At 73.1% G+C, this 22,176-nt stretch carries 17 protein-coding genes; 4 read left to right on the top strand and 13 right to left on the bottom strand.

The features are described from left to right. Positions 1–194: 194 nt before the first annotated feature. Positions 195–875 carry a DUF5995 family protein gene (locus ACFWZ5_RS27205; protein ID WP_384805410.1) on the top strand — a complete coding sequence of 227 codons (681 nt, stop codon included), beginning with the start codon at positions 195–197 and terminating at the stop codon, positions 873–875. Positions 876–883: 8 nt separating this feature from the next. Here ACFWZ5_RS27205 and ACFWZ5_RS27200 read toward each other — a convergent pair whose 3' ends face one another. Further along, positions 884–2,578, bottom strand: coding sequence for a flavin monoamine oxidase family protein (locus tag ACFWZ5_RS27200; protein WP_384805408.1), 1,695 nt, complete (start codon positions 2,576–2,578; stop codon positions 884–886). A 59-nt stretch (positions 2,579–2,637) separates the two neighbouring features. Continuing rightward, positions 2,638–3,426 (bottom strand): carbon-nitrogen hydrolase family protein, encoded by a 789-nt coding sequence (locus ACFWZ5_RS27195; RefSeq protein WP_384805412.1) that lies wholly within the window; start codon positions 3,424–3,426, stop codon positions 2,638–2,640. 376 nt (positions 3,427–3,802) lie between these two features. On the opposite strand from ACFWZ5_RS27195, the gene ACFWZ5_RS27190 reads away from it, so the two are divergent. Next, on the top strand, positions 3,803–4,441 hold the full coding sequence (locus tag ACFWZ5_RS27190) for a Repetin (RefSeq protein WP_384805406.1): 639 nt from the start codon (positions 3,803–3,805) through the stop codon (positions 4,439–4,441). A gap of 79 nt (positions 4,442–4,520) precedes the next feature. Here the strand turns inward: ACFWZ5_RS27190 and ACFWZ5_RS27185 are convergent, their stop codons facing one another. The 9 genes from ACFWZ5_RS27185 to rpe form a co-directional block, all read right to left on the bottom strand. Then, positions 4,521–4,976 (bottom strand): Lrp/AsnC family transcriptional regulator, encoded by a 456-nt coding sequence (locus ACFWZ5_RS27185; RefSeq protein ID WP_030360443.1) that lies wholly within the window; start codon positions 4,974–4,976, stop codon positions 4,521–4,523. 39 nt (positions 4,977–5,015) lie between these two features. Then, positions 5,016–6,518, bottom strand: a complete 1,503-nt coding sequence (locus ACFWZ5_RS27180; protein WP_384805404.1) for an amino acid permease — start codon at positions 6,516–6,518, stop codon at positions 5,016–5,018. Between the two features lie 412 nt (positions 6,519–6,930). Beyond that, positions 6,931–8,373 carry a GuaB1 family IMP dehydrogenase-related protein gene (locus tag ACFWZ5_RS27175; protein WP_384891347.1) on the bottom strand — a complete coding sequence of 481 codons (1,443 nt, stop codon included), beginning with the start codon at positions 8,371–8,373 and terminating at the stop codon, positions 6,931–6,933. A 237-nt stretch (positions 8,374–8,610) separates the two neighbouring features. Beyond that, the gene (locus tag ACFWZ5_RS27170; RefSeq protein ID WP_384795625.1) at positions 8,611–9,879 is read right to left on the bottom strand and encodes an MFS transporter; all 1,269 of its coding nucleotides are present in this window, start codon (positions 9,877–9,879) and stop codon (positions 8,611–8,613) included. A gap of 212 nt (positions 9,880–10,091) precedes the next feature. Then, complete coding sequence (locus ACFWZ5_RS27165) at positions 10,092–12,863, bottom strand: ATP-binding protein (RefSeq protein WP_384795627.1); 2,772 nt, start codon at positions 12,861–12,863, stop codon at positions 10,092–10,094. Positions 12,864–12,927: 64 nt separating this feature from the next. Further along, a complete protein-coding gene (locus ACFWZ5_RS27160; protein ID WP_384795629.1) occupies positions 12,928–13,302 on the bottom strand; it encodes a barstar family protein in 375 nt (124 codons plus the stop codon). Positions 13,303–13,318: 16 nt separating this feature from the next. Next, complete coding sequence (locus ACFWZ5_RS27155) at positions 13,319–13,735, bottom strand: ribonuclease domain-containing protein (protein ID WP_384795631.1); 417 nt, start codon at positions 13,733–13,735, stop codon at positions 13,319–13,321. 341 nt (positions 13,736–14,076) lie between these two features. After that, positions 14,077–15,129, bottom strand: a complete 1,053-nt coding sequence (locus ACFWZ5_RS27150) for a sugar-binding transcriptional regulator (protein ID WP_384795633.1) — start codon at positions 15,127–15,129, stop codon at positions 14,077–14,079. A gap of 99 nt (positions 15,130–15,228) precedes the next feature. Beyond that, positions 15,229–15,915, bottom strand: a complete 687-nt coding sequence (gene rpe / locus ACFWZ5_RS27145) for a ribulose-phosphate 3-epimerase (RefSeq protein WP_384795635.1) — start codon at positions 15,913–15,915, stop codon at positions 15,229–15,231. A 143-nt stretch (positions 15,916–16,058) separates the two neighbouring features. Here rpe and ACFWZ5_RS27140 point away from each other — a divergent pair, with 143 nt between their 5' ends. Beyond that, on the top strand, positions 16,059–18,314 hold the full coding sequence (locus ACFWZ5_RS27140; protein WP_384795637.1) for an MMPL family transporter: 2,256 nt from the start codon (positions 16,059–16,061) through the stop codon (positions 18,312–18,314). Between the two features lie 94 nt (positions 18,315–18,408). On the opposite strand, the gene ACFWZ5_RS27135 is transcribed toward ACFWZ5_RS27140, so the two are convergent. Continuing rightward, complete coding sequence (locus ACFWZ5_RS27135) at positions 18,409–19,839, bottom strand: RsmB/NOP family class I SAM-dependent RNA methyltransferase (RefSeq protein WP_384795639.1); 1,431 nt, start codon at positions 19,837–19,839, stop codon at positions 18,409–18,411. A 181-nt stretch (positions 19,840–20,020) separates the two neighbouring features. Continuing rightward, a complete protein-coding gene (gene fmt / locus ACFWZ5_RS27130) occupies positions 20,021–20,953 on the bottom strand; it encodes a methionyl-tRNA formyltransferase (RefSeq protein ID WP_384795641.1) in 933 nt (310 codons plus the stop codon). A gap of 470 nt (positions 20,954–21,423) precedes the next feature. On the opposite strand from fmt, the gene ACFWZ5_RS27125 reads away from it, so the two are divergent. Further along, positions 21,424–21,963, top strand: a complete 540-nt coding sequence (locus ACFWZ5_RS27125) for a hypothetical protein (RefSeq protein WP_384795643.1) — start codon at positions 21,424–21,426, stop codon at positions 21,961–21,963. Positions 21,964–22,176 lie beyond the last annotated feature (213 nt).

Genomic DNA, 22,176 nt, shown 5'->3' with positions numbered 1-22,176 from the left:
GGGGGTCTGGGGCGACAGCCCCAGTGGGAAGGGCGGGTGGGTGGGGGAATCAGCCCGTCCGGCGTTTGAGGACGAGGCCGAAGGCCGGAGAGAAGGGGGTCTGGGGGCGGAGCCCCCAGGGTGGGGTCCCTCGATCTGGGTAAGCGTCCGCCTGGCAGGGCCCCGCGTGGGGGCCCGGCTGGCACCCTGCCCCCATGGCGACCCAGTCGAAGCCCCACGTGGACACGGTGGCCGCACGCATGCGTGCCCTCGACGCAACCTGGCCACGCCAGGACGGCGTCGCGGTCTTCAACCGCGTGTACCTGGCGGTGACTCAAGAGGTCGGCCGACACGTCGGCACCGGCGCGTTCCCGGACGCGCACGCCGCGGCCACCCTGGACGTCCGCTTCGCGGAGCGCTACCTCGCGGCGGTGGACGCGGTGGCCGCCGACCGACGCCCGCCCTCGTGCTGGCGGCCGCTGTTCCAACTGCGCCGCCACCCGGGCGTACGACCGCTGCAGTTCGCGCTCGCGGGCATCAACGCGCACATCGGGCACGACCTGGCGCTCGCCGTCGTGGACACCTGCCGGGACCTCGGCTGTGAACCGGCCGACCTGGAGGACGAGTTCGACGGGGTCGGCGACATTCTCGTGTCCCTGGAGGAGCGCATCCGCGAGGAGCTGATGCCCGGCCCCGACCTCCTCCAGGTCGCCGATCCGCTGACGCATCTGCTCGGCGCCTGGAGCCTGGAGCGCGCCAGGGACGCCGCGTGGTCGGCGGCGCGCGCCCTGTGGGCGCTGCGGGAACTCCCCACAGTCGCGGAGGAGTTCCGTGACCGCCTGGACGGGGCGGTGGGGCTCGCGGGCCGGATGCTGCTCACACCGCTGCCGTCCTGACCCAGCGGTCAGTCCTCCGGCAGCTCCACCGGCGCGATCTCGTCGTAGCGGTCGCCGGGGCCGGGGTTCGTCGGGTCCGTCGCGCCGCCGAACTGGTGCATGACGCCCCACACGGCGTTCAGCGCGGTCTGCACGGCGCCCTCGGCCCAGCCCGCCGTCCAGGAGATGTCGTCGCCCGCGAGGAAGATGCCGCGCTTGTCCTCGGGGAGCCGGTCCTGCATGAAGTGCGTGAACAGGCGCCGCTGGTAGCGGTAGTGGCCCGGCAGGTTGGCCTTGAACGCGCCCATGAAGTACGGCTCGTTCTCCCAGGACACGGTCACCGGGTTGCCGATGATGTGCTTCCTGATGTCGACCTTCGGGTAGATCTCGCCGAGCGACTTGAGCATGACCTCCATGCGCTCGTTCGCCGACAGGGGCAGCCACTTGAGGCTGTCGTCGCACCAGGTGTAGGAGAGGCAGATGACGGCGGGCTTGTCCGGGCCGTCGTCGAGCAGGTAGGTGCCGCGCGTCATGCGGTCGGTGAGCGTCATCGACATGACGTCCCGGCCCGTCTCCTCGTCCTTGTCCAGCCAGAACGGCCGGTCGACGGGCACGAAGAGCTTGGAGGACTCCATGTAGTGGGTGCGCTCCATCGCCGTCCAGTGGTCGATGGGGAACAGCGAGTCGTCGCACTCGATCTTGGAGAGCAGCAGCCAGGACTGGGCGGTGAAGATCGCGGCCCGGTACGTGCGGATGTCACCGGTGGCGTCCGTGACCGTGACGCGGTTCCCGGCGGTGCGGTGCAGCCGGGTCACGGCGGGCTTCGGCAGGCCGCCGTCGTGCAGCGAGCTCAGGGACGTACCGAGCGGCCAGTGCACGATCTTCTGCGGCTCGCGGTCCCACAGGCGAAGGGGCAGCTGCTGGCTGCCGCCGACGATGCCGCGGTGGTGGTCGTCGGCCTCGGTGTAGACGACGCGCAGGATCTCCAGGATGGAGTTCGGGAAGTCGGTGTCCCAGCCGCCCGTGCCGAAGCCGACCTGGCCGAAGATCTCGCGGTGCCGGAAGGACTTGAAGGCCTCGGACTCGCAGAGGAAGCCGTAGAAGGTCTGGTTGTCGAGCTTCTCGACGAGCTTCGCCCAGATCTCGCGGACCTTCGGCACGTCGCGCTCGCGCAGGGCGCGGTTCATGTCGGAGAAGTCCGCGCCCTCCTCCAGACAGTCGTTCCACGCCTTCGCCACGTCGCGGTAGACCTGCGGCAGATCGGCGACGGTCTCGGCGTAGTGCGACTCGCCCTTGAGGTCGACGACGGTCGACGGCGTGGACTCCGCGAGGGGGTTGGGGAACGGCCGGGTCTCAAGGCCCACCAGGTCGATGTAGTGCTGGAGCGCCGTCGAGGACGGCGGGAAGCGCATCGCGCCCATCTCGGCGGTCAGGGACTCGTCGCAGCCCTCGAAGCCGACGGTGCGCAGCCGGCCGCCGATCTGGTCGGCCTCGTACACGACGGGCTTGAGGCCCATCTTCATCAGTTCGTACGCGGCCACGATGCCGGACAGGCCGCCGCCGATGACGGCGACCTCGGCGCCGTGCTCGGTCGCGGGTATCTGCCCGAGCCCGGCCGGGTGCGCGAGGAAGTCGTCGTACGCGTACGGGAAGTCCGGCCCGAACATGGTGATGGGCGGCTGGGCGTCGGTGTGCTGGACAGCGGTGGGCACCGTGGACGTCATGGGGTACGGACTCCTTGCGGCAACGTGTGAAACGTAGAAGAGAAGGGGGTGCGGAGGGCTCAGATCAGGGACGCGTACAGGCCGGGGCGGCGGTCGCGCAGATACGGGTTGGCCTCGCGGGACGCGGCCAGGAACGCCGGGTCGGCGTCGGCGAACACCAGCTCGTCACCGCGTCCGGCGCGGGCGCGGGCCACCCCGTCGGGGCCCGCGAGCGTGGAAAGGCCGACGAACTCGAACTCGCCCTCCGGGCCGACGCGGTTGACGTACGCGACGTACATCTGGTTCTCGAAGGCGCGCACCGGCACCACGGACTCGGCCACGAACTGGAAGGGGTGCATCTGCGCCGTCGGGACGAGCAGCAGGTCGGTACCCGCGAGGGCGTGCGCGCGGACGTTCTCGGGGAACTCCACGTCGTAGCAGATCATCAGGCCGACGCGGACGCCGTCCAGGTCGGCCTGGACGACCGCCTGCTCGCCCGGCGTGAAGTGGTCGCGCTCGAAGCAGCCGAAGAGATGGGTCTTGCGGTAGTTGGCGAGCCGGGTGCCGTCGGGGCCGATCAGCTGGACGGAGTTGAACACGTCGTCGCCGGCGCGCTCCGGGTAGGCGTACGCGACGGCGAGGCCGTGGCGTACGGCGATGTCGGCGACGGCGTCCGCCGCGTCGCCGTCGGCGGGCTCGGCGAGGCGCGGCACGTCGTCGCCGATCGCGTAGCCGGTGAGGAACATCTCCGGCGTGACCAGGAGCCGGGCCCCGGCCGCTGCGGCGCGCCCGGCGGCCTCGTCCAGCGCCTGGAGGTTGGCGGCGACGGAGCCGGGACGCCCCGAGCTCTGGAGCAGGGCGGTGCGCAACGGCGGCATGGCGGACCTCGGGGACGCGGGAAAGGGGTGGGTGAGTCGGATAGACGGTACGTTTCGCGGGAGTGACGGGACAAGACATGACCGTTGCGCCTGCCCGCGCGATCCGTTGCGCGTCATGGGGGCTCGGCGGCGATTCGTTGCGCGGGGGCGTATGGGTCGCGTACGGGCGGCGTAGGGATCGCGTACGGACGGCCTGCCGCCCCGGTGGCCGGGGTGTCCGCCCTGGGGCGCATCCGGGTCCCCCGCGGCTCCCCCGCGCGGGGGAAGCGGAGAGCAGCCTCGGGCCCGACGTGCCGGGACCCCGCTCCGGGAGATCGTGAAGCCACCCGGAACGACCGGGCCGAAATCGACAGACGGAGGGCTTCCCGTGAGCCGCATCGCCTTCACCCGCTCCAGCACCCGCGCCCTGGCCGTGAGCGCCGCCCTTCTGATCACCGCGGGCGCGGCGGGCGTGGCCGTCGCGAACGGCGAGGACATCACGCGCCCCACCGCGGACCGCCACGCCGCGGCCGCCGAGGCCGAGCCCCGGGAGGCGGCCGCGCTGACCGGCAAGGCCAAGCTCTTCCGCAAGACCACGGAGGACGTGACCTTCACGTTCGACGCCCACCTGGCCGCCAAGAACGTCAAGCGCCCGGACAAGGCCACCGGCACCTTCAAGTTCGTGCACCTGGACAAGCCGGGCGGCAAGGGCGGCTGGGCCAAGGGCCGGATCGACTGCCTGGTGACGGGCGGCAAGGTGGCGTCGGCGACCGGCATCATCACCGAGACCAGCGACGGCCGGATGAAGGGGGCGAAGGGCGGCCGCGTCGGCTTCAGCGTCCACGACCTGGGCAAGGGCAAGCAGGACCGGCTCGGCTACAGCTGGGCCGCGTCCCCGACGGGCGGCCCCGACGGCACCAAGAACCTGACGAAGTGCAACAGCGCGGCCCCGTTCGAGAAGGTCAGAAAGGGCACGGGCGACTTCCAGGTAACGCCGTGGAAGCCCCCGTACCCCGAGGCCCACTGAGCGCCCGAAGGGGCGCGGGGAACTGCGCGACCAGCCACAACGCACCCGCAGTCGCGAGGCAACCGAACCGCGCAGCCCCCTAGGCGGGTGATCCGGAGGAAAACCGCCGCATCAGCGGCGAGAGAACGAGCACCGACTTGGTGCGCTCCACAAACGGCTCCCCCGCAATCCGCTCAAGCACCCGCTCAAAATGCCGCATATCCGCAGCGAAAACCTGCACGATCGCGTCCGCCTCCCCGGTAACGGTGGAGGCGGACGCAATCTCGGGGTACCGCTCCAACCCCCGCTGAATCGCCTCCGGCGAGGTATTGCGGCGACAGTAGATCTCGATGAACCCCTCGGTCTCCCAGCCGAGCGCGGCCGGGTCCACCCGGACGGTGAAACCGGTGATCGCTCCGGTGGCCCGCAGCCGGTCCACGCGCCGCTTCACGGCGGGCGCGGACAGGCCGACGAGCTGGCCGATGTCGGCGTAGGAGCGGCGGGCGTCCTCGGCGAGGGCGTGCACGATGCGTTCGTCGAGATCGTTCAGTCGCACAGGGGGTCGTTCACTTTTCTGCGTGTCGCTTCACGCGTGTCACTTCACTGCGGAGACCTCCGCGGCCTCCGCGGCAGCGGGCTCGGTCTCCAGGCGGGAGCGGCGCATCCCGTACAGGAAGTAGAACACGAGCCCGACGACCATCCAGACACCGAAGACCTTCCAGGTCGCCGCGTCGAGGTTGTACATGTTGTAGGCGCAGAAGCCGAAGCCGAGCACCGGGAAGAGCCAGCCGAGCGGCACCCGGAAGGTGCGCGGCATGTCGGGCCGGGTGCGGCGGAGCACGATCACGGCGATGTTGACCAGGCCGAAGGCGAACAGCGTGCCGATGCTGGTCGCGTCGACGAGCTTGCCGAGCGGGATCACCGAGGCGAGGGCGCCGCAGAACAGGGACACGATGACGGTGTTCACGCGGGGCGTGCCGGTCTTGCCGCTGACCTTGGCGAACGTCTTGGGCACCAGGCCGTCGCGGGACATGGCGAACAGGACGCGCGTCTGGCCGTAGAGCACGGTCAGGACGACGCTCGCGATGGAGATGACGGCACCGGCGGCGAGCAGCGTGCCCCAGAAGGACTGGCCGGTGACATCGTTCATGATCGCGGTCAGCGATGCCTCGGAGCCCTCGAAGTCCTTCCAGTTCCAGGCGCCGACGGCGACGGCCGCGACCAGGACGTACAGGGCGGTCACGATGATCAGCGACAGCATGATCGCGCGGGGCAGGTCGCGCTGCGGGTTCTTGGCCTCCTCGCCCGCGGTGGAGGCGGCGTCGAAGCCGATGTACGAGAAGAAGAGGCTCGCTCCGGCGGCGCTGACGCCGGCGACGCCGAGCGGCATGAAGTCGGAGTAGTTGCCGGACTTGAAGCCCATGAAGCCGACGGCGCAGAACAGCACGAGGGCCACGATCTTCACGATGACCATGATCGTGTTGGCGCGGGCGGACTCCTTGGCGCCGCCGAGCAGGAAGACCATGGCGAGGAGTACGACGATCAGGCCGGGCAGGTTGATGATGGCGCCGTCGACCTCGCCGGGCGCCGCGGAGAGCGCGTCCGGGATGGTGACGCCGATGGTGCCGTCGAGGAGCTCGTTCAGGTACTCGCCCCAGCCGACGGCGACGGCCGCGACCGACACGCCGTACTCCAGGACCAGGCACCAGCCGCACACCCAGGCGATGAGCTCGCCCATGGTTGCGTACGCGTACGAGTAGGAGGAGCCGGCGACCGGGATGGTGCCGGCCAGTTCCGCGTACGACAGGGCCGAGAAGAGGGCGGTGAGACCGGCGATCACGAAGGAGATCGTCACGGCCGGGCCGGCCTTCGGGACGCTCTCGCCGAGCACCACGAAGATGCCGGTGCCGAGCGTCGCGCCGATGCTGATCATGGTCAGCTGCCACATGCCGAGGGTCCGGCGGAGCTGGCCGCCCTCGCCCTGGCCGCCCTCGGCGACCAGGCGGTCCACCGGCTTGCGCCGCATCATTCGGCCGCCGAGGCCGCCGGCGCCCTGGGGGCGGGGGCGGGACTGCGGGGGTGCGCCCTGGTCGAGCACGGGCTGGCTCCTTATCGCTGCCGGTCACGGTGGCCAGGAGCCCACGGCGGACCGCGCAGAACACGGGAACCCACCGAGCAGGCAGTCCCCGCCACGCCACGTACAGCGCCTGACTCTAGAGGTGGCCGGTTCCCGCCCGTAATGCAGCAACGTTGCGCATCGGGACAAGATCGTTGCGCGGGTGGCAGATGTATGGAGTTTTATTGCGCCGTCCGTTTCGTCCGTTGCGTAGCGTCCGTTTTGTCCGCCCCTGAGGATTCCGCTTGTTCTCGGTACGGCGGCTGTCCGCACGGCGACGGCAGACCGCGCGTCGGCTGATCCGTATTCCGTTTGTGATCTTCCCGGCGCGGGGCGGAACGCCGACGGCCCCCGCGAGCGAACTCGCGGGGGCCGTCGATGAGTTGGGAGCGCGTCAGCTCCAGCTGGCGTGCAGCGGCTTGCCCTCGGCGTAGCCGGCGGCGCTCTGGATGCCGACGGTGGCCTTCTCGGCGAACTCCTCCAGGGAGGCCGCGCCCGCGTACGTGCACGACGAGCGGACGCCCGCGATGATCGAGTCGATCAGGTCCTCGACGCCCGGGCGCGCCGGGTCGAGGAACATGCGCGAGGTCGAGATGCCCTCCTCGAACAGCGCCTTGCGGGCGCGGTCGTAGGCGGACTCCTCGGACGTGCGGTTGCGCACCGCGCGGGCCGACGCCATGCCGAAGGACTCCTTGTACAGGCGGCCCTTGGCGTCCTGCTGGAGGTCGCCCGGGGACTCGTACGTGCCCGCGAACCAGGAGCCGATCATCACGTTCGACGCGCCGGCGGCCAGCGCCATCGCGACGTCGCGCGGGTGCCGGACACCGCCGTCGGCCCACACGTGCTTGCCGAACTTCTTGGCCTCGGCGGCGCACTCCAGGACGGCGGAGAACTGCGGGCGGCCGACGCCGGTCATCATGCGCGTGGTGCACATGGCGCCGGGGCCCACGCCGACCTTGATGATGTCGGCGCCGGCCTCGATCAGGTCGCGCACGCCCTCGGCGGCCACGATGTTGCCCGCGACGATCGGCACCTGCGGGTCGAGGGCACGCACGGCCTTGACCGCGGCGATCATCGACTCCTGGTGGCCGTGCGCGGTGTCCACGACGAGCGTGTCGACGCCCGCGTCGAGCAGCTGCTTGGCCTTGCCCGCCACGTCACCGTTGATACCGACGGCGGCGGCGATGCGGAGCTTGCCGCTCGCGTCCACGGCCGGGGTGTACAGCGTCGCGCGCAGGGCGCCCGTGCGGGTGAGGATGCCCGCGAGGCGGCCGTCCTTGTCGACGGCCGGGGCGTAGCGGCGGTTGGCGCCGTCCAGCTTGTTGAACGCGTCGCGCGGGTCGATGTCCGCGTCGAGCAGCAGGAGGTCCTTCGACATGACCTCGGACAGCTGCGTGAAGCGGTCGACGCCGGAGAGGTCGGCGTCGGTGACCACGCCGACGGGCTTGTGGTCGCCGTCCACGACGACGCCCGCGTTGTGGGCGCGCTTGGGAAGGAGCGCGAGGGCGTCGGCGACGGTCTGCGTGGGGGCGAGGACGATCGGGGTGTCGAGCACGTGGTGGCGCGTCTTCACCCAGGAGATGACCTCGGTGACGACGTCGATCGGGATGTCCTGCGGAATGACGACGAGGCCGCCGCGGCGGGCCACGGTCTCGGCCATGCGACGGCCCGCGATCGCGGTCATGTTGGCGACGACCAGCGGGATCGTGGTGCCCGTGCCGTCCGGCGACGCGAGGTCGACGCCCTGGCGCGACCCCACGGCGGAGCGCCTCGGCACCATGAAGACGTCGTCGTACGTCAGGTCGTACGCGGGCTGGATGTCATTGAGGAAACGCACGTGCTGCTCATCCCAGTCGATCAGAGGTGGCCCCCGAACAGGACAGCCGGGGGAAAAGCACGTACTTCATTGTCACACGCCGAACGGATTGCGCCGCCTGGGACGATCGCCCAGGCGGCCCGTGAATCCCCTGGTCAGATCCTCCAAGGGGGCCACACTCCGCTGTCCCGGCACTGCGCTGCGTACGACATCGCGTACGCGGCGTCACCCGGCCGGGGCCTGCCCGGTGGGTCGGCCCTAGATCCGGTTCGCGCGCCACACCGCGAGCGAGGTCAGGGCGCTGAGGACCGCGCCGAAGACGAGCACCGCGCCCAGCGTGGTGGCGCTGACGATGACGCCGCCGAGCGCCGCGCCCGACGCGATGGCCAGGTTGAACATCGAGGTGTTCAGGGCGGTCGCCGCCTCGGTCGCGTCGGGCGCGGCCTTGAGGACCCACGTCTGCACGGCCACCGGGATGCCGCCGAAGGCGAGCCCCCACAGGACGAGCAGGACGGTTCCGGAAACCGGCCCGCGGCCGACCAGCGGGAACACCGCGAGCACGGCGGCGAGCACCACGCTCATGACGATGATCGTCGCGCGGACGTTGCGCGTGGCGGCGATGCCCGCGACGACCGTTCCGGCGATGCCCGCGATGCCGTACGCCAGGAGCAGCGGGCTCACCAGGCGCTCGCTGACGCCGGAGGTGTCCTGGAGGATCGGGCTGATGAACGTGAACGCGGCGTAGTGCCCGGCGACGAGCAGGCCGGTGGCGATGACGCCGGCGCGGACCGTGCGGTTGCGGAACTGCTGGGGCAGCGCGGACAGGCGCACCGGCTCGGTGGCGGGCATCCCCGGGAGCAGGAACACAAGACCGGCGACCACGATGAGCCCGAGCCCGCCGACGGCGAGGAAGGCGACGCGCCAGTCGGTGAGCTCGCCGACGAACGTCGCCGCGGGCACGCCGAGGACGTTGGCCGCGGTCGCGCCGCCGAACACGAGCGAGGTGGCGCGCGGGATGTGCCGCTCGGGCACGAGGCGTACGGCGATGCCGGCCGCGAGCGCCCAGAACCCGCCGATGCTGATGCCGACGAGGAAGCGCGCGACGAGCAGGACGCCGAAGCCGGGCGCGGTCGCCGACAGGACGTTGGCCGCCACCATCAGCGTGAGCAGCCCGATCAGGACGAGCCGCCGGTCCAGGCGGCCGATGAGCACGGGCAGGACGGGCGCCGTCGCCGCGGCCACCAGGCCCGGCAGCGTCACCATCAGGCCGACCGCACCGCGCGACACGTCGAGCCCGCCGCTGATGGAGGTGAGCAGACCCACGGGCAGCGCCTCGACGGTGAGCATGGCGAACGTGCCGAGCGCCATGGCTATGACGGCCAACCAGGCCTTGAGCGGGACGCGATCGGGTGGCGGCGCCGCGGCCGTGGCGCGCTCATGCGCCGAGGACGACACGGCAGAGGTCGAGGCGTCGGTGGCGGCGGTCGAGGCGGTCGAGGCGGAGGCGGACGAAGTGGAGCGCGTCATGGCGTGACTCCCCTTCCTGGTGGGTCGTTTCGGGGGACGAGCGGCGGTTGTTGCCGCGCAAGACACGCTAGGAAGGGGCGCGAAGAAGCGAATCAGTCACGTGACTGGTGTGCTTCGGTCGCAGGTCCTACGCCGGGTCCCCGCAGCCCCCGGCAGGCATCGGCAACCCCCGGCAACCCCCGGCAGGCACCGCCGGTCCCACCGGCCCCGCCTCAGCCGCCCAGGTCCATCCGGGCCAGCTCCCCGCGCGAGGCGATGCCCAGCTTCGGATAGGCCTTGTAGAGGTGGTAGCCGACGGTGCGCGGGCTGAGGAACAGCTGTGCCGCGATGTCGCGGTTGCTCAGCCCTTCCGCGGCGAGGCGGACGACCTGCAGCTCCTGCGGGGTCAGCAGGTCGAGGAGCCCCGGCTCGCGGTCGGCGGCGGCCAGGGTCTCGCCGGTCGCCCGCAGTTCGGCGCGGGCCCGCTCCGCCCAGGACGCGGCGCCGACGGCCTCGAAGAGCTCGAGGGCGGCGCGCAGCCGCGGCCGTGCGTCGCTGCGGCGCAGCTTGCGGCGCAGCCACTCGCCGTGCAGCAGCTCGGTGCGGGCGCGCTCGAAGGGGCGGTTGTCGTGGCGGTGCGCCCGGACGGCCTCGGTGTACAGGTCCTCCGCCGCGTCCGTGTCCGCGGCGGCGGCGAGCAGGGCGCGGCAGCGCAGCGCGACGGCCCGCGCCCAGGCCTGCCCGGTGGCGTCCGCCCACCGCGTGAACGCCGTGGCCGCGGCCTCGGCGCGCGCGACCCGCCCCACCCGCACCGCGCTCTCGACGAGGTCGGGCAGGGCGTACAGGGCGAAGCCGCTGTGACCGTGCGGCCCCGCCCAGAGCTCCTCCAGGCGGTGCAGGGCCTCGTCGTGGCGGCCGTGCCCGAGGTCGAGCAGGGCGAGGGCGCCGCCCGACCAGGCGCCCGCGATGGGCAGGCCCTGCGCGGCGAGCTGCTTGGTGAGGTCCCGGCAGCGCTCCTCGTCGCCCTCGACGGCGGCGACGTGCGCGAGGACGCCGCGCAGGTTCCCGGCGAACAGGCCCTGCGCGGTGTCCTCCGCGATCCGGGCGCCCTCGGACGCCGACGCGGTGGCGTCGCGCAGGCGGCCCAGGAGCAGCTGGGCCCGCGCGAGGTGGAAGAGCGCGGCGGGCATGAGCCCGATGTCGTCACGGGCCCGGCAGTCCCGCTCCAGGGCACGGGCCAGGTCGTACGCGGCGTCGAGGTCGCCGATGAGCTGGTGCCACCAGTGCGTGCTCGCGCGTTCCCACGGTCCGGCCCCGCGCACCGCTGCGGTGGCGGGATCGACCAGGGCGCGCACCGCGGGCAGGCCGCGGGCCGGGTCGCCGAGCGCCACGGCCGCCAGGCCCTCGACCGCGGTGAACAGCGGCGCGACCGCCGACGGCGGGTCAAGGGCGGCGAGCCGGGCCGAGGTCTGCGCGATCATGCCCGGGTCGTTGACCGCCCAGGCGGCGGACATCGCGTCCAGGAACATGAACGCGGCGGCCTGCGCGTCGTGCGGCCCGACCTCCACCGCGGCGTCGACCAGGAGCGCGTGCGCCGCCCGCTGCTCGCCCCTGGCGTTCGCGGCGGTGGCGCGGATGCGGGCGAGCCGGGCGCGGGTCACCGGGTCGTGGGGGTGCGCGGCGGCCCGGTCCGCGAGGTCCGCGGCGCGCTCCTGCCGGCCCGCGTTCTCGACGGCCTCGGCCGCGGCGGCGAGGCGCCGGGCGCGCTGCTCGTCGCCGGGCGACAGGTCGGCGGCGCGTTCGTACGCGGCGGCCTCGGCCTGGCGGCCGCCGCGGCGGCGGGCGTCCTCGGCGGTGCGTTCCAGGTCGGCGGCGACGCTCTCGTCGGGCCGGGTCGCGGCGGCCGCCCGGTGCCAGGCGCGGCGGTCGGCGGTGGTGGCCGCGGCCAGGGCGTGGTGCGCGGCCGTCCGCAGGGCGAGCGGCGCCGCGCGGTAGACGGCGGAGCGGACCAGCGGATGGGTGAAGGCGAGCCGCCCGTCGGCCACCCGGATCAGGCGGCTCTCCTCGGCGGCGGCCAGGTCGTCGGGCGTGGCGTCCAGGGCCTTTCCGGCGTCGAGGACGGCGCTCAGCTCGCCGGTGCCCTCGGCGGCGGCGACCACGAGCAGATCCTGGGCCTTGGCGGGCAGGGCGCGCACACGGCCGAGGAAGGTCCGCTCGATGCGTTCGGAGACGGCTTTGGCGCCGAGGTGGAAGAAGTCGGCGTGCAGCTCGCCCGAGCGCTGTGCGGCGCTGAGCGCGGCGGGCAGTTCGAGCAGGGCGAGCGGGTTGCCGTGCGCCTCCTGGAGGATCAGGGTGCGTACGTGGCCGGGGAGCCCGTCGGCGTGCTGGTGCAGCAGGCGCGTGCCCGCGCCCTCGTCGAGCCCCGTGAGCCGCAGTTCGGCGAGGCCGGTCGCGGGGAACGGATGCCCGTCCCGGACGGCGAAGACCAGCGCGACGGGATCGGAGCCGAGCCGCCGCGCGGCGAACAGCAGCGCCTCCGCGGACGCCTGGTCGAGCCACTGGGCGTCGTCGAGGAGCACCAGCAGGGGCCGCTCCTCGCTGATCTCGCCGAGCAGCGAGAGCGCGGCGAGCCCGACGAGGAACCGGTCGGGCGCCGCCCCCTGCCCCGTGTCACCGCCCGCCTCCGCCACGGCGTCCGTGGCGTCCGTCATCCCGAACGCCGCCCGCAGCGCCCGTGCCTGGGGCGCGGGCAGGGCGCCGAGCCGGTCGGTGTAGGGGCCGAGCAGCAGGTGCAGGCCCGCGTAGGCCAGCTCGGACTCGGACTCGATGCCGGTGCCGCGCAGCACCCGCAGGTCCGTCGCGCGGTCGGCGGCGTGGTCGAGCAGGGCCGTCTTGCCGATCCCGGCCTCGCCGCGGACGACGAGCACGCCGCCGCGCTGCTTCCTCGCCCCATCGAGCAGTTCGTCGACGGCGGCCCGCTCCGCGTCGCGCCCGTACAGTTCCATCCCCTGGTCCCCCCGTGGTGTCCCCGATGGGGCTCCGCCGAGCCCCTGATACGTCCCCGTGCCGTCAGACCGACGGCCCCAGGGCGAGCACGACCTCCAGCGCCGTGTCCTGGTCCCGCCAGTACGCGACCGCCGACGCGAAGACCTCCTGCGCGGTCTCCCAGTCGTACGGCGCCGCCTGCGCGTAGTCCTGCCAGGCGGACACGACCACGAGCCGGCCGGGTGCGGGCGGCGCCCACGACAGGTCCGTGAGGCAGTCGGCGAGTGCGTCCCAGTTGCGCCCGAACCAGCCGGGCAGCGCCAGGGCGGCGGCGCACCGGTCCATGAAGGCGGCCTTGTCGCGCACGCCGCTCAGGTCGAGCGCGAGGGTGGTCCAGCCGGTGCCGCGCACGGCGTCGAGCACCGGCGCGAGCGGCCCGCCCGCCTCGTCGGTGGTCATCGTGCCTTCGCCTCCGTCATCTCAGCACCGCCTTGAACGACGCGTAGTGGTCGTCCGTGTAGTAGAGCTCGTCCTCGCGGCCGGTGACGAGGCGCCGTGCTCCGCGGCCGCGTTCCCCCGGCGTACGGACGGTGTACTCGTGGTAGTAGCCGCGGGCCCGGCGCGGCAGCTCGCCCTCGAAGTTGCCGAAGACGGTGCCGTCCTTGGCGTACGGGAAGGGCCCGCCCCGGTCGATGAGCTCCAGGGTCCGCCGGGCCTCGGCGGGCAGTGCCGCGACCGCGACGGTCGGCATGCCGCGCGCCCAGTCGGGCGTGGCCGTGGCGGGGGCCGCACGCCCGCCGCTGTCCCGCTCGCCGCCGCCGCAGCCCGTGACGAGCACCGCGAGGCAGACCAGAAGGGCACACAGCGCGCGGCCGCCGGACCGGAAGATCATGGTCCTGATGCTGCCACAGCCCCCGCGCACGGGCGCGCGCCCGCGTCCGAACGGCCGCCCCCGCAGCGCCGCGCCGGGTCAGCACCGGCCCGGGCCAGCACCGCCAGGAGCAGTCCCGTCGGGATCAATCCCGCCCAGGACAATCCCCGTCCAGGACAGTTCCTGTCCGGGTCAGCCCCGTCCTGGTCAGTCTTCGTCCCGGTCAGCCCTGTCCAGGACAACCACCGACCGGGCCAGCCCCGCCCACGACAGTCCCCGTCCGGATCAGCCCCGTCCACGACAGTCCCCGTCCGGATCAGCCCCGCCCAGGACAGTTCCCGTCCGGGTCGGCCCCGTCCCGGTCAGTCCCCGTCCGGGTCGGCCCGGTCGAGCGCCGGACGCGGGGCGGGGCCCGCGGCCAGGAGCTGGTCGGCCGCGGCCGTGTCCGTGACCAGGCTCGTCACCAGGCCCGAGCGGAGCACCGCGTCGATCGCCGCCGCCTTGCGCGCTCCCCCGGCGATCGCGACGACCTCCGGGATGCGGCGCAGCCGGTCCGCCTCGACGGTGATGCAGCGCTCGCCGAGATCCCGGCCGACCCGGCGGCCCTCCGCGTCGAAGAGGTGCGCGGACATCTCGGCGGCGACGCCGAGCGAGGCGTAGTGGGCGCGCTCCTCGTCCGTGAGCATGTCGTGGACCGTGGAGATGCCGGGCTCCCACGAGCCGATGGACACCGCGGCGACCGTCACCTTGTCGAAGTACTCGAAGGCGCGGGCGATCCCGGTCTGGTGGCGCAGCGCGGCGGCGGTCGCCGCGTCGGGCAGGAGCATCGGCGCGTAGATGGGGTGGGCGTCGCCGCCGGAGACCTGCGCGGCGCGCCGGACGGCCTCGACGGAGCCGCGCTCGGCGGTCCCCGCGTCGTACACGCCGGTCAGCTGCACGACCGTGCACGGCGGCAGCGCCTCCAGGGCCGCCGCCATGTTGATGGTCGAACGGCCCCAGGCGAGGCCGAGCACATCGCCCTCGGCGACGAGCTCGCCGAGCAGCCCGGCCGCGACCTCGCCGAGGTTCTCCGGGTCGGGCGACTCCTCGGTGTCGTCGGTGGGGGTCGGCGACTCGACGACGACGGCGTGCCGGAGGCCGTAGCGGGCGCGCAGCGCGTCCGAGCGCTCGGCGTCCAGCTCCGCGGGCACGCGGATCTCGATCCGTACAAGGTCACGCTCGAGTGCGGTCTCCAGGACCCTCGCCACCTTGAAGCGGCTGACGCCGAACTCCTCGGCGATCTGGATCTTGGACTTGCCCTCGAGGTAGAAGCGGCGGGCCATGGCCGCCGCCTGCACCAGCTCCGCGGGTCCCATCCGCATGGCTGACCGACCCGCCGACATGGCCGACACGGTGCTCTCCTCACTGCTGTTCACAACATTCGTACACCTGGATTCGCTGTTCATCCTTGCAGATCCGGAGTACTTGATCAGCCCTCCTCGGTCCCGTTCACGTTCCCGTGGCCGAGCCGTGGCTCAGTGGCCGCATGCCCATGCGGCGGACGCCGTAGCGGACTCGGCCTGGGTGCGCAGTGCACGTACCGCCTGAGCGGGGTCCTCCGCTCCATAGACCGCGGACCCGGCGACGAAGACGTCCGCACCCGCCTCGGCGCAGCGCTCGATGGTGGAAGCCGAGACTCCGCCGTCGACCTGCAGCCACAGCTCGAGCCCGTGCTTGCCGATCAGCTCACGGGTGCGGCGGATCTTGGGCAGCATGATGTCGAGGAAGGCCTGGCCACCGAAGCCGGGCTCGACGGTCATGATCAGCAGCATGTCGAGCTCGGAAAGGATGTCCTCGTACGGCTCGATGGGGGTCGCGGGCTTCAGCGCCATGGAGGCGCGCGCCCCCTTCGCGCGGATCTCGCGCGCGAGGCGCACCGGCGCCGCCGCCGCCTCCGCGTGGAACGTGACGGATCCGGCACCCGCTTCTACGTACTGCGGGGCCCAGCGATCGGGGTCCTCGATCATGAGGTGGCAGTCCAGAGGCGTGTCCGTCGCCCGTGCCAGGGACTCTACGACCGGCACCCCGAGGGTGAGGTTCGGTACGAAGTGGTTGTCCATGACGTCGACATGGAGCCAGTCTGCGCCGTCCACGGCCTTCGCCTCTTCGGCGAGGCGGGCGAAGTCTGCGGACAGGATGCTGGGGTTGATCTGCGCGGCCATGCCCCAAGCCTGCCATGCCTCGCGACGGTGGCCCGCCCCGGTCCCGCGCGCCCGCTCCCCGGCCCGAGGCGACCTCCCGCGCCCGCACACCGCGTGCCATGCTGTCCGTCCACCGGCAGCGCGCGGGGCGGCAGGGGGCGGCTATGCCAAGGACGCCAAAATCCCGGAAGACGCAGCAGACCGAGCAGACGCAGGAAACACCGCAGGAGCCGACGACGCGGCAGACCCGGACGGCCGCGCCGGACCGGAAGCGGCGCCCGCACAGCGGAGTGGCCTGGCTGGTCTGCGGGCCGCGGACCAAGTGGCTGGTGCTCGGCTTCTGGATAGTCGTCCTCGTCCTCGCGGCGCCGTTCGCGCAGAAGCTCTCCGACGAGCAGGACAACACCACCTCGTCCTGGGTGCCGCACTCCGCGGAGTCCACCCAAGTCCTGCACGCCTCCGAGGAGTTCAGGCCCGAGAGCATGCCCATGGTGGTCGTGTACGCGCGGGAGGACGGCCCGCTGACGGCGCGGGACCGCGAGCGGATCGACGAGGGCGTGCGCGGCGTGAAGCAGCTGCGCGCGCACTGGATCCGCGGCGACGAGACCCGCGGCCCCGCGTACGACAAGAAGGGCGGCGAGGCCCAGGCCGCCCAGGTGTACGTGCCGCTCACGATGAACAACGACACCTGGACGGACCTGCCGGACGCCGTCGACGACGTCCGCGGCGCCGTGGGCAAGAGCAGCGACGGACTGGACGTGTACATCACGGGCACGGCCGGGGTGAGCGCCGACTTCGCGGAGGCCTTCGCCGAGATCGACTCGACGCTGCTGCTCGCGGCGGGCGCCGTCGTCGTCGTGGCCCTGCTGATCACGTACCGCAGCCCGGTGCTCCTGTGCATCCCGCTGATCTCGGTGCTCGTGTCGCTGTTCGGCGCGCAGGCGCTGATCTACCTGCTCGCCCGGCACGCCGATCTGACGGTCAACGGCCAGAGCCAGGGCATCCTCACGGTGCTCGTCTTCGGCGCGGGCACGGACTACGCGCTGCTCCTGGTCGCCCGCTACCGCGAGGAGCTGCGCCGCCACGAGGACCGGCACGAGGCGATGGCCCTCGCCCTGCACCGGGCGGGCCCCGCCGTCATCGCGTCGGGCGCGACCGTCGTCCTGAGCATGCTGGTCCTGCTCACGGCCGAGATGAGCTCCACGCGCGGCCTCGGCCCCGTCGCCGCCATCGGCATCGCGGTCGCCCTGGTCGCGATGCTCTCGCTGTTCCCCGCCCTGCTGGTGATCTTCGGCCGCTGGCTGTTCTGGCCGCAGATCCCGCACTACGGCTCCGCGGACCCGGCGGAGAAGGGCGTGTGGGCCCGCACCGGGCGCCGCATCGCGCGCCGTCCCCGCATGACCTGGGTGCTCACGTCGGTGACCCTCGCCGCCCTGGCCGTCGGCCTGGTCCAGCTGCGCGCGGAGGGCGTCAGCAACAACGACGCGTTCATCGACAAGCCCGAATCGATCACGGGTCAGGAGGTCAAGGCGGAGTACTTCCCCGCGGGCACCGGCGACCCGCTGGTCGTCCTCGCGAACAAGGCGCAGGGCGACGAGGTCCGCCGTGCCGTGGCCGGGACCCGCGGCGTCAGCCCGGAGAGCATCGCCACGCCCCCGGGCACGAAGCCCGAACACGACGGCAAGATCCTCTTCGAGGCGACCCTCACCGACCCGTCCGACAGCCGGGCGGCCAAGGACACCGTCGCCCGGGTCCGTGACGCCGTGCACGACGTGCCGGACGCGGACGCGAAGGTCGGCGGCGGCACGGCGACGCTACGCGACATGGACAAGGCGACCATTCACGACGACAAGGTCGTCATCCCGCTCGTGCTGCTCGTGGTGCTCCTGATCCTGGCGCTCCTGCTGCGCGCGATCGTCGCCCCGCTCCTGCTGATCGCCACGGTCATCCTGTCGTTCTCCGCGGCCCTCGGCATCAGCGCGCTCGTCTTCCGCCACGTCTTCGACTTCCCCGGAGAGGGCACCGACTTCCCCCTCTTCGTGTTCGTGTTCCTCGTGGCCCTGGGCATCGACTACAACATCTTCCTCACGACCCGCATCCGCGAGGAGGCGGGCCTCCGGGCCACCCGCCCCGGCGTCCTCACCGGCCTCGCCGCGACCGGCGCGGTCATCACGTCGGCGGGCCTGGTCCTCGCGGGCACGTTCGCCGTCCTCGGCACGATCCCGATGGTCCCCTTCGTGGAAATAGGCTTCGCGGTCGCCCTGGGCGTCCTCCTGGACACCTTCATCGTCCGCTCCGTCCTGGTCACGTCCCTGTTCCTGGACGCGGGCCCCAGGATCTGGTGGCCCCACACCCTGTCCCACCACGAGGAACCGTCAAGCAAGGAGTTTGCGGATACTCATAGCCCGTCCGGCGTTTGAAGACGAGCGCGAAGCGCGGAAAGAAGGGGGGTCCAGGGGGGCGGAGCCCCCCTGGTTCGGCAAGGAACGGCCTAGGGCACCTCCCGGCACCCGCTCACCCCACCCGCCGAATGACCGCCAGATACATCGCATCGGTGCCGTGCACATGCGGCCACAACTGCACATCAGGCCCGTCGCCGAGCCCCGGCACCCCCTCGAACAGCGGCCGCGCGTCGACCAGTTCGACGCCCGCACCCCGCTGTTTCATCACGTCGTCCACGACGGCCCGCGTCTCCGCGAGGTGCGGCGAACACGTGGCGTACCCGACGACGCCGCCGACCCGCACGGACTCCAACGCGCTGTGCAGCAGCGCACGTTGCAGCGGCGCGAACCCCTCCAGGTCCTCGGGCCTGCGCCGCCACCGCGCCTCCGGGCGCCGCCGCAGCGCGCCGAGCCCCGTGCAGGGCACATCCATCAGGACGCGGTCGAAGCTGCCGGGACGCCACGGCGGACGGGTGCCGTCGGCGGCGATCACCTGGTACGGGCCGGGGTTTCCGGCCAGGGCGTTGCCGACGAGCCGGGCCCGGTGCGGCTGCTTCTCGGCGGCGAGCAGCGTCGCGCCGCGCTCGGCGGCGAGCCCGGCGAGCATGGCGGCCTTGCCGCCGGGGCCTGCGCACCCGTCGAGCCACTTCGTGTCGGGCCCTTCGACCGGCGCGTTCGCGAGTGCGAGCGCCACGAGCTGGCTGCCCTCGTCCTGGACGCCCGCGCGCCCCTCGCGCACGGCGTCGAGCCGCCCGGGCTCACCGCCCTCGGCGAGCCGGACGGCGTACGGCGACCAGCGGCCCGCGGCCGCCTGCTCGCCGAGCGCGTCGAGCAGCTCGTCGGCCGTCGTCCGCCCGGGCCGGGCGACCAGGGTCACCTCGGGCCGTTCGTTGTCGGCTGCGAGCAGGTCCTCGATGCCCGCGCGGCCGCCGCCGAGCGAGTCCCACAGGGCCGAGACGACCCAGCGCGGGTGCGAGTGCACGACGGCCAGATGGTCCTCCGGGTCGTCCTCGTACGGCGGCGCGACCTTGGCGAGCCAGCCGTCGAGGTCGTCCTGGGCGACCTTGCGCAGGACGGCGTTGACGAACTTGGCCCGCCCGTCGCCGAGCACCACGCGCGCCAGCTCCACGGACGCGGACACCGCGGCGTGCGACGGGATGCGCGTGCCGAGGAGCTGGTGCACGCCCATGTTGAGCACGTCGAGCACGGGCGGGTCGACCTCGCGCAGCGGCCGGTCGATGCAGGCGGCGACGATCGCGTCGTACGTGCCCTGCCTGCGCAGCGTCCCGTAGACGAGCTCGGTGGCGAGCGCCGCGTCCCGCGCGTCGAAGTCCCCGCCCTCGCGGGCCTTGCGCAGCAGCGGCGGCAGCACGAGGTTCGCGTACGCGTCGCGCTCGTCCACGGCCCGCAGCGCCTCGAAGGCGAGGAAGCGGACGGGGTCCTTCTGCGGTCGGCGGTAGGGCTTGCCGGGCTTGCGGGGACGGCGTGTGGCCTTGTCGTTCAAAGGTGCTCCGCTGAGGGGTACGAGCGTGGGTGCGCGTCGGCGTACGCGAGTACCCCGCGTGCGCCGAACCCACCCAGCCTACGTCGGCCGCCCCCGACCCACCCGCCGCCCGGCCCCCGCCCGGCGACGACGGCACCACGCGCCGACCCTCCCCGGGGACCACCGCCCCACAACGACGGCGCTACGAGCCGACCCGCTCCCCCGGAGCGATCCGCACCCCACGCGCCCAGTCCGCCGCGGCCATCGGCTTCTTGCCCTGTGCCTGGACCCACAGCAGCTCCACGGCGTACGAGCCCGTGCCGACGTACAGGTTCTTCTTGCCGACCGACAGCTCGCCGGGCGCGAGGTCGGTGCGGTCCGGGACCGGCACGGCCTGGATCAGCTTCAGGCGCTCGCCGCGGAAGACGGTCCACGCGCCGGGCGCGGGCGTGCAGCCGCGCACCACGCGGTCCACGCGGAGCGCCGGGGCCGCCCAGTCGACCCGCGCGTCCTCGACGGTGATCTTCGGGGCGAGGCTGATGCCGTCGGCGGGCTGGGGCAGGGCGGTCAGCGTCCCGTCCTCGATGCCGTCCATCGTCGCCGCAAGCAGCCCCGCGCCCGCGAACGCGAGCCGGGTCAGCAGGTCACCGCTGGTGTCGGTGGGCCGGACCGCCTCGGTGACCGTGCCGTACACCGGCCCCGAGTCCAGGCCCTCCTCGATGAGGAAGGTGGAGGCGCCGGTGATCTCGTCGCCCGCCATGATCGAGTGCTGCACGGGGGCGGCGCCGCGCCAGGCGGGCAGCAGCGAGAAGTGCAGGTTGACCCAGCCGCGGGCCGGCACGTCGAGGGCCACCTTCGGCAGGAGCGCGCCGTAGGCGACGACCGGGCAGCAGTCCGGCGCGATCTCCCGCAGCCGGTCGAGGAACTCCGGGTCGCGCGGCTTCGCGGGCTTCAGGACCTCGATCCCGGCCTCCTCCGCGCGCTCGGCCACCGGGCTCGCGACCAGCCTGCGGCCCCGGCCCGCGGGGGCGTCGGGGCGCGTCACGACGGCGGCGACCTCGTGCCTGCCGGAGGCGATCAGGGCGTCCAGGGCGGGGACGGCGACCTCGGGGGTGCCTGCGAAGACCAGCTTCACTGGGTGGTACCTCGGATTTCTGGGGGTCGGCGGCGGCTGTCGGTCGGCGGCGACGCGCCGGGCGTGGACGGCGACGCACCAGTCTATGGGCCGCCTCCCCGCCGGGGCGCGGGCCGTACCGGGAAGCGTCCCGGGGGCGTACGCAGAGCCGTGCGCCCTGCGCATATGCACATACGCCCCGGGACCGTGACCCCTCACGACGTAGCGCGTTGGTCAAGAAAAAGTTGACCACAACGGGCCGCACACGCGGCCCGCTCCTCATTCACCGCACAGGCAACCCCCCACACCGGCCCGCCGGTTCCCCCACGCACCACGAATCCAGCACGCAGATACGTCCCGCCGACCACCCTCCCCGTCCCCACGCACCCCATCCACTCCCCCTCCACCCCCCTCCCCCCCTTTCCCTCTCCTCCCCCTCCCTACAACTCCATCAACCCCGATCACTCAACGCCGGTTCGAGAGGCTTGTTCATGGCCGACCACGCAACCCACGACGCCCAGGCACGGGCCAGCCTGCACCTCCTGGTGCGGGACATCGAGCGGGTCCGCCGGCAGGTGGACGCACTGCGCACCCTCACCGCCCAGCTCGGCAACGTCTACCGCCCGCGCCGCTCCAGCCCCTCCGCGGGCTTCGTCGTGTACGGGCGCGCACCCGCCCCGACCGTCCGCCTCGCCCAGGAACTGCGGGACAGCGTCGAGACACTGGTGACCGCCGCGGTCGACTTCGACCGCTCCCTCGGCTTCTCGTGGGACGCGGTGGGCTCCGCGCTCGGCGTCACCAAGCAGGCGGTGCACCGCCGGTACGGCGCCCGCCGCACCACGGCGCAGACCACGGCCGCCGAGCCGGACCGCGCGACCGAGCCGACCCCCGCCGCACGACCGGTCCCCGTGGGCACCACGCTCCCGTCCGTCCCCGCGGCCCGCGCCATGCCGACCCAGCCGACCGCGGGCAGCCCCGCCCTCCGCGACGACGTCCGGCCGGGCGCCTTCCCCGGCCCGCGCAACGGCTGACCCCCACGGCTGCCCCCTGCCCACACCGACGGGCAGGGGGCAGCCGTATGCCCCTATGCACGCCCGCACCGGCGATCCACCCAGCCGTACCGGCGATCCACCCAGCCCGTCCGGCGTTTGAGGACAAGCGCGAAGCGCGGAAAAAAGGGGTCCTAGGGGCGGAGCCCCTAGTTCCGGGAAGGGGCGGGTCAGGGGCGCCCCCGCGAGGAACCC

The sequence above is a fragment of the Streptomyces sp. NPDC059003 genome, from assembly GCF_042740445.1.
GTDB lineage: Bacteria > Actinomycetota > Actinomycetes > Streptomycetales > Streptomycetaceae > Streptomyces.
The sequence above is the reverse complement of the archived record's forward strand: the minus strand, read 5'-3'. Positions and strand labels throughout refer to the sequence as shown.

Bases quoted from the DNA above. Each gene is read 5' to 3' on its own strand.
- ACFWZ5_RS27205 (WP_384805410.1), top strand. From the start codon at position 195: ATGGCGACCCAGTCGAAGCCCCACGTGGACACGGTGGCCGCACGCATG.
- ACFWZ5_RS27200 (WP_384805408.1), bottom strand. From the start codon at position 2,578: ATGACGTCCACGGTGCCCACCGCTGTCCAGCACACCGACGCCCAGCCG.
- ACFWZ5_RS27170 (WP_384795625.1), bottom strand. From the start codon at position 9,879: ATGACGCGCTCCACTTCGTCCGCCTCCGCCTCGACCGCCTCGACCGCC.
- ACFWZ5_RS27165 (WP_384795627.1), bottom strand. From the start codon at position 12,863: ATGGAACTGTACGGGCGCGACGCGGAGCGGGCCGCCGTCGACGAACTG.
- ACFWZ5_RS27160 (WP_384795629.1), bottom strand. From the start codon at position 13,302: ATGACCACCGACGAGGCGGGCGGGCCGCTCGCGCCGGTGCTCGACGCC.
- ACFWZ5_RS27155 (WP_384795631.1), bottom strand. From the start codon at position 13,735: ATGATCTTCCGGTCCGGCGGCCGCGCGCTGTGTGCCCTTCTGGTCTGC.
- rpe (WP_384795635.1), bottom strand. From the start codon at position 15,915: ATGGCCGCGCAGATCAACCCCAGCATCCTGTCCGCAGACTTCGCCCGC.
- ACFWZ5_RS27140 (WP_384795637.1), top strand. From the start codon at position 16,059: ATGCCAAGGACGCCAAAATCCCGGAAGACGCAGCAGACCGAGCAGACG.
- ACFWZ5_RS27125 (WP_384795643.1), top strand. From the start codon at position 21,424: ATGGCCGACCACGCAACCCACGACGCCCAGGCACGGGCCAGCCTGCAC.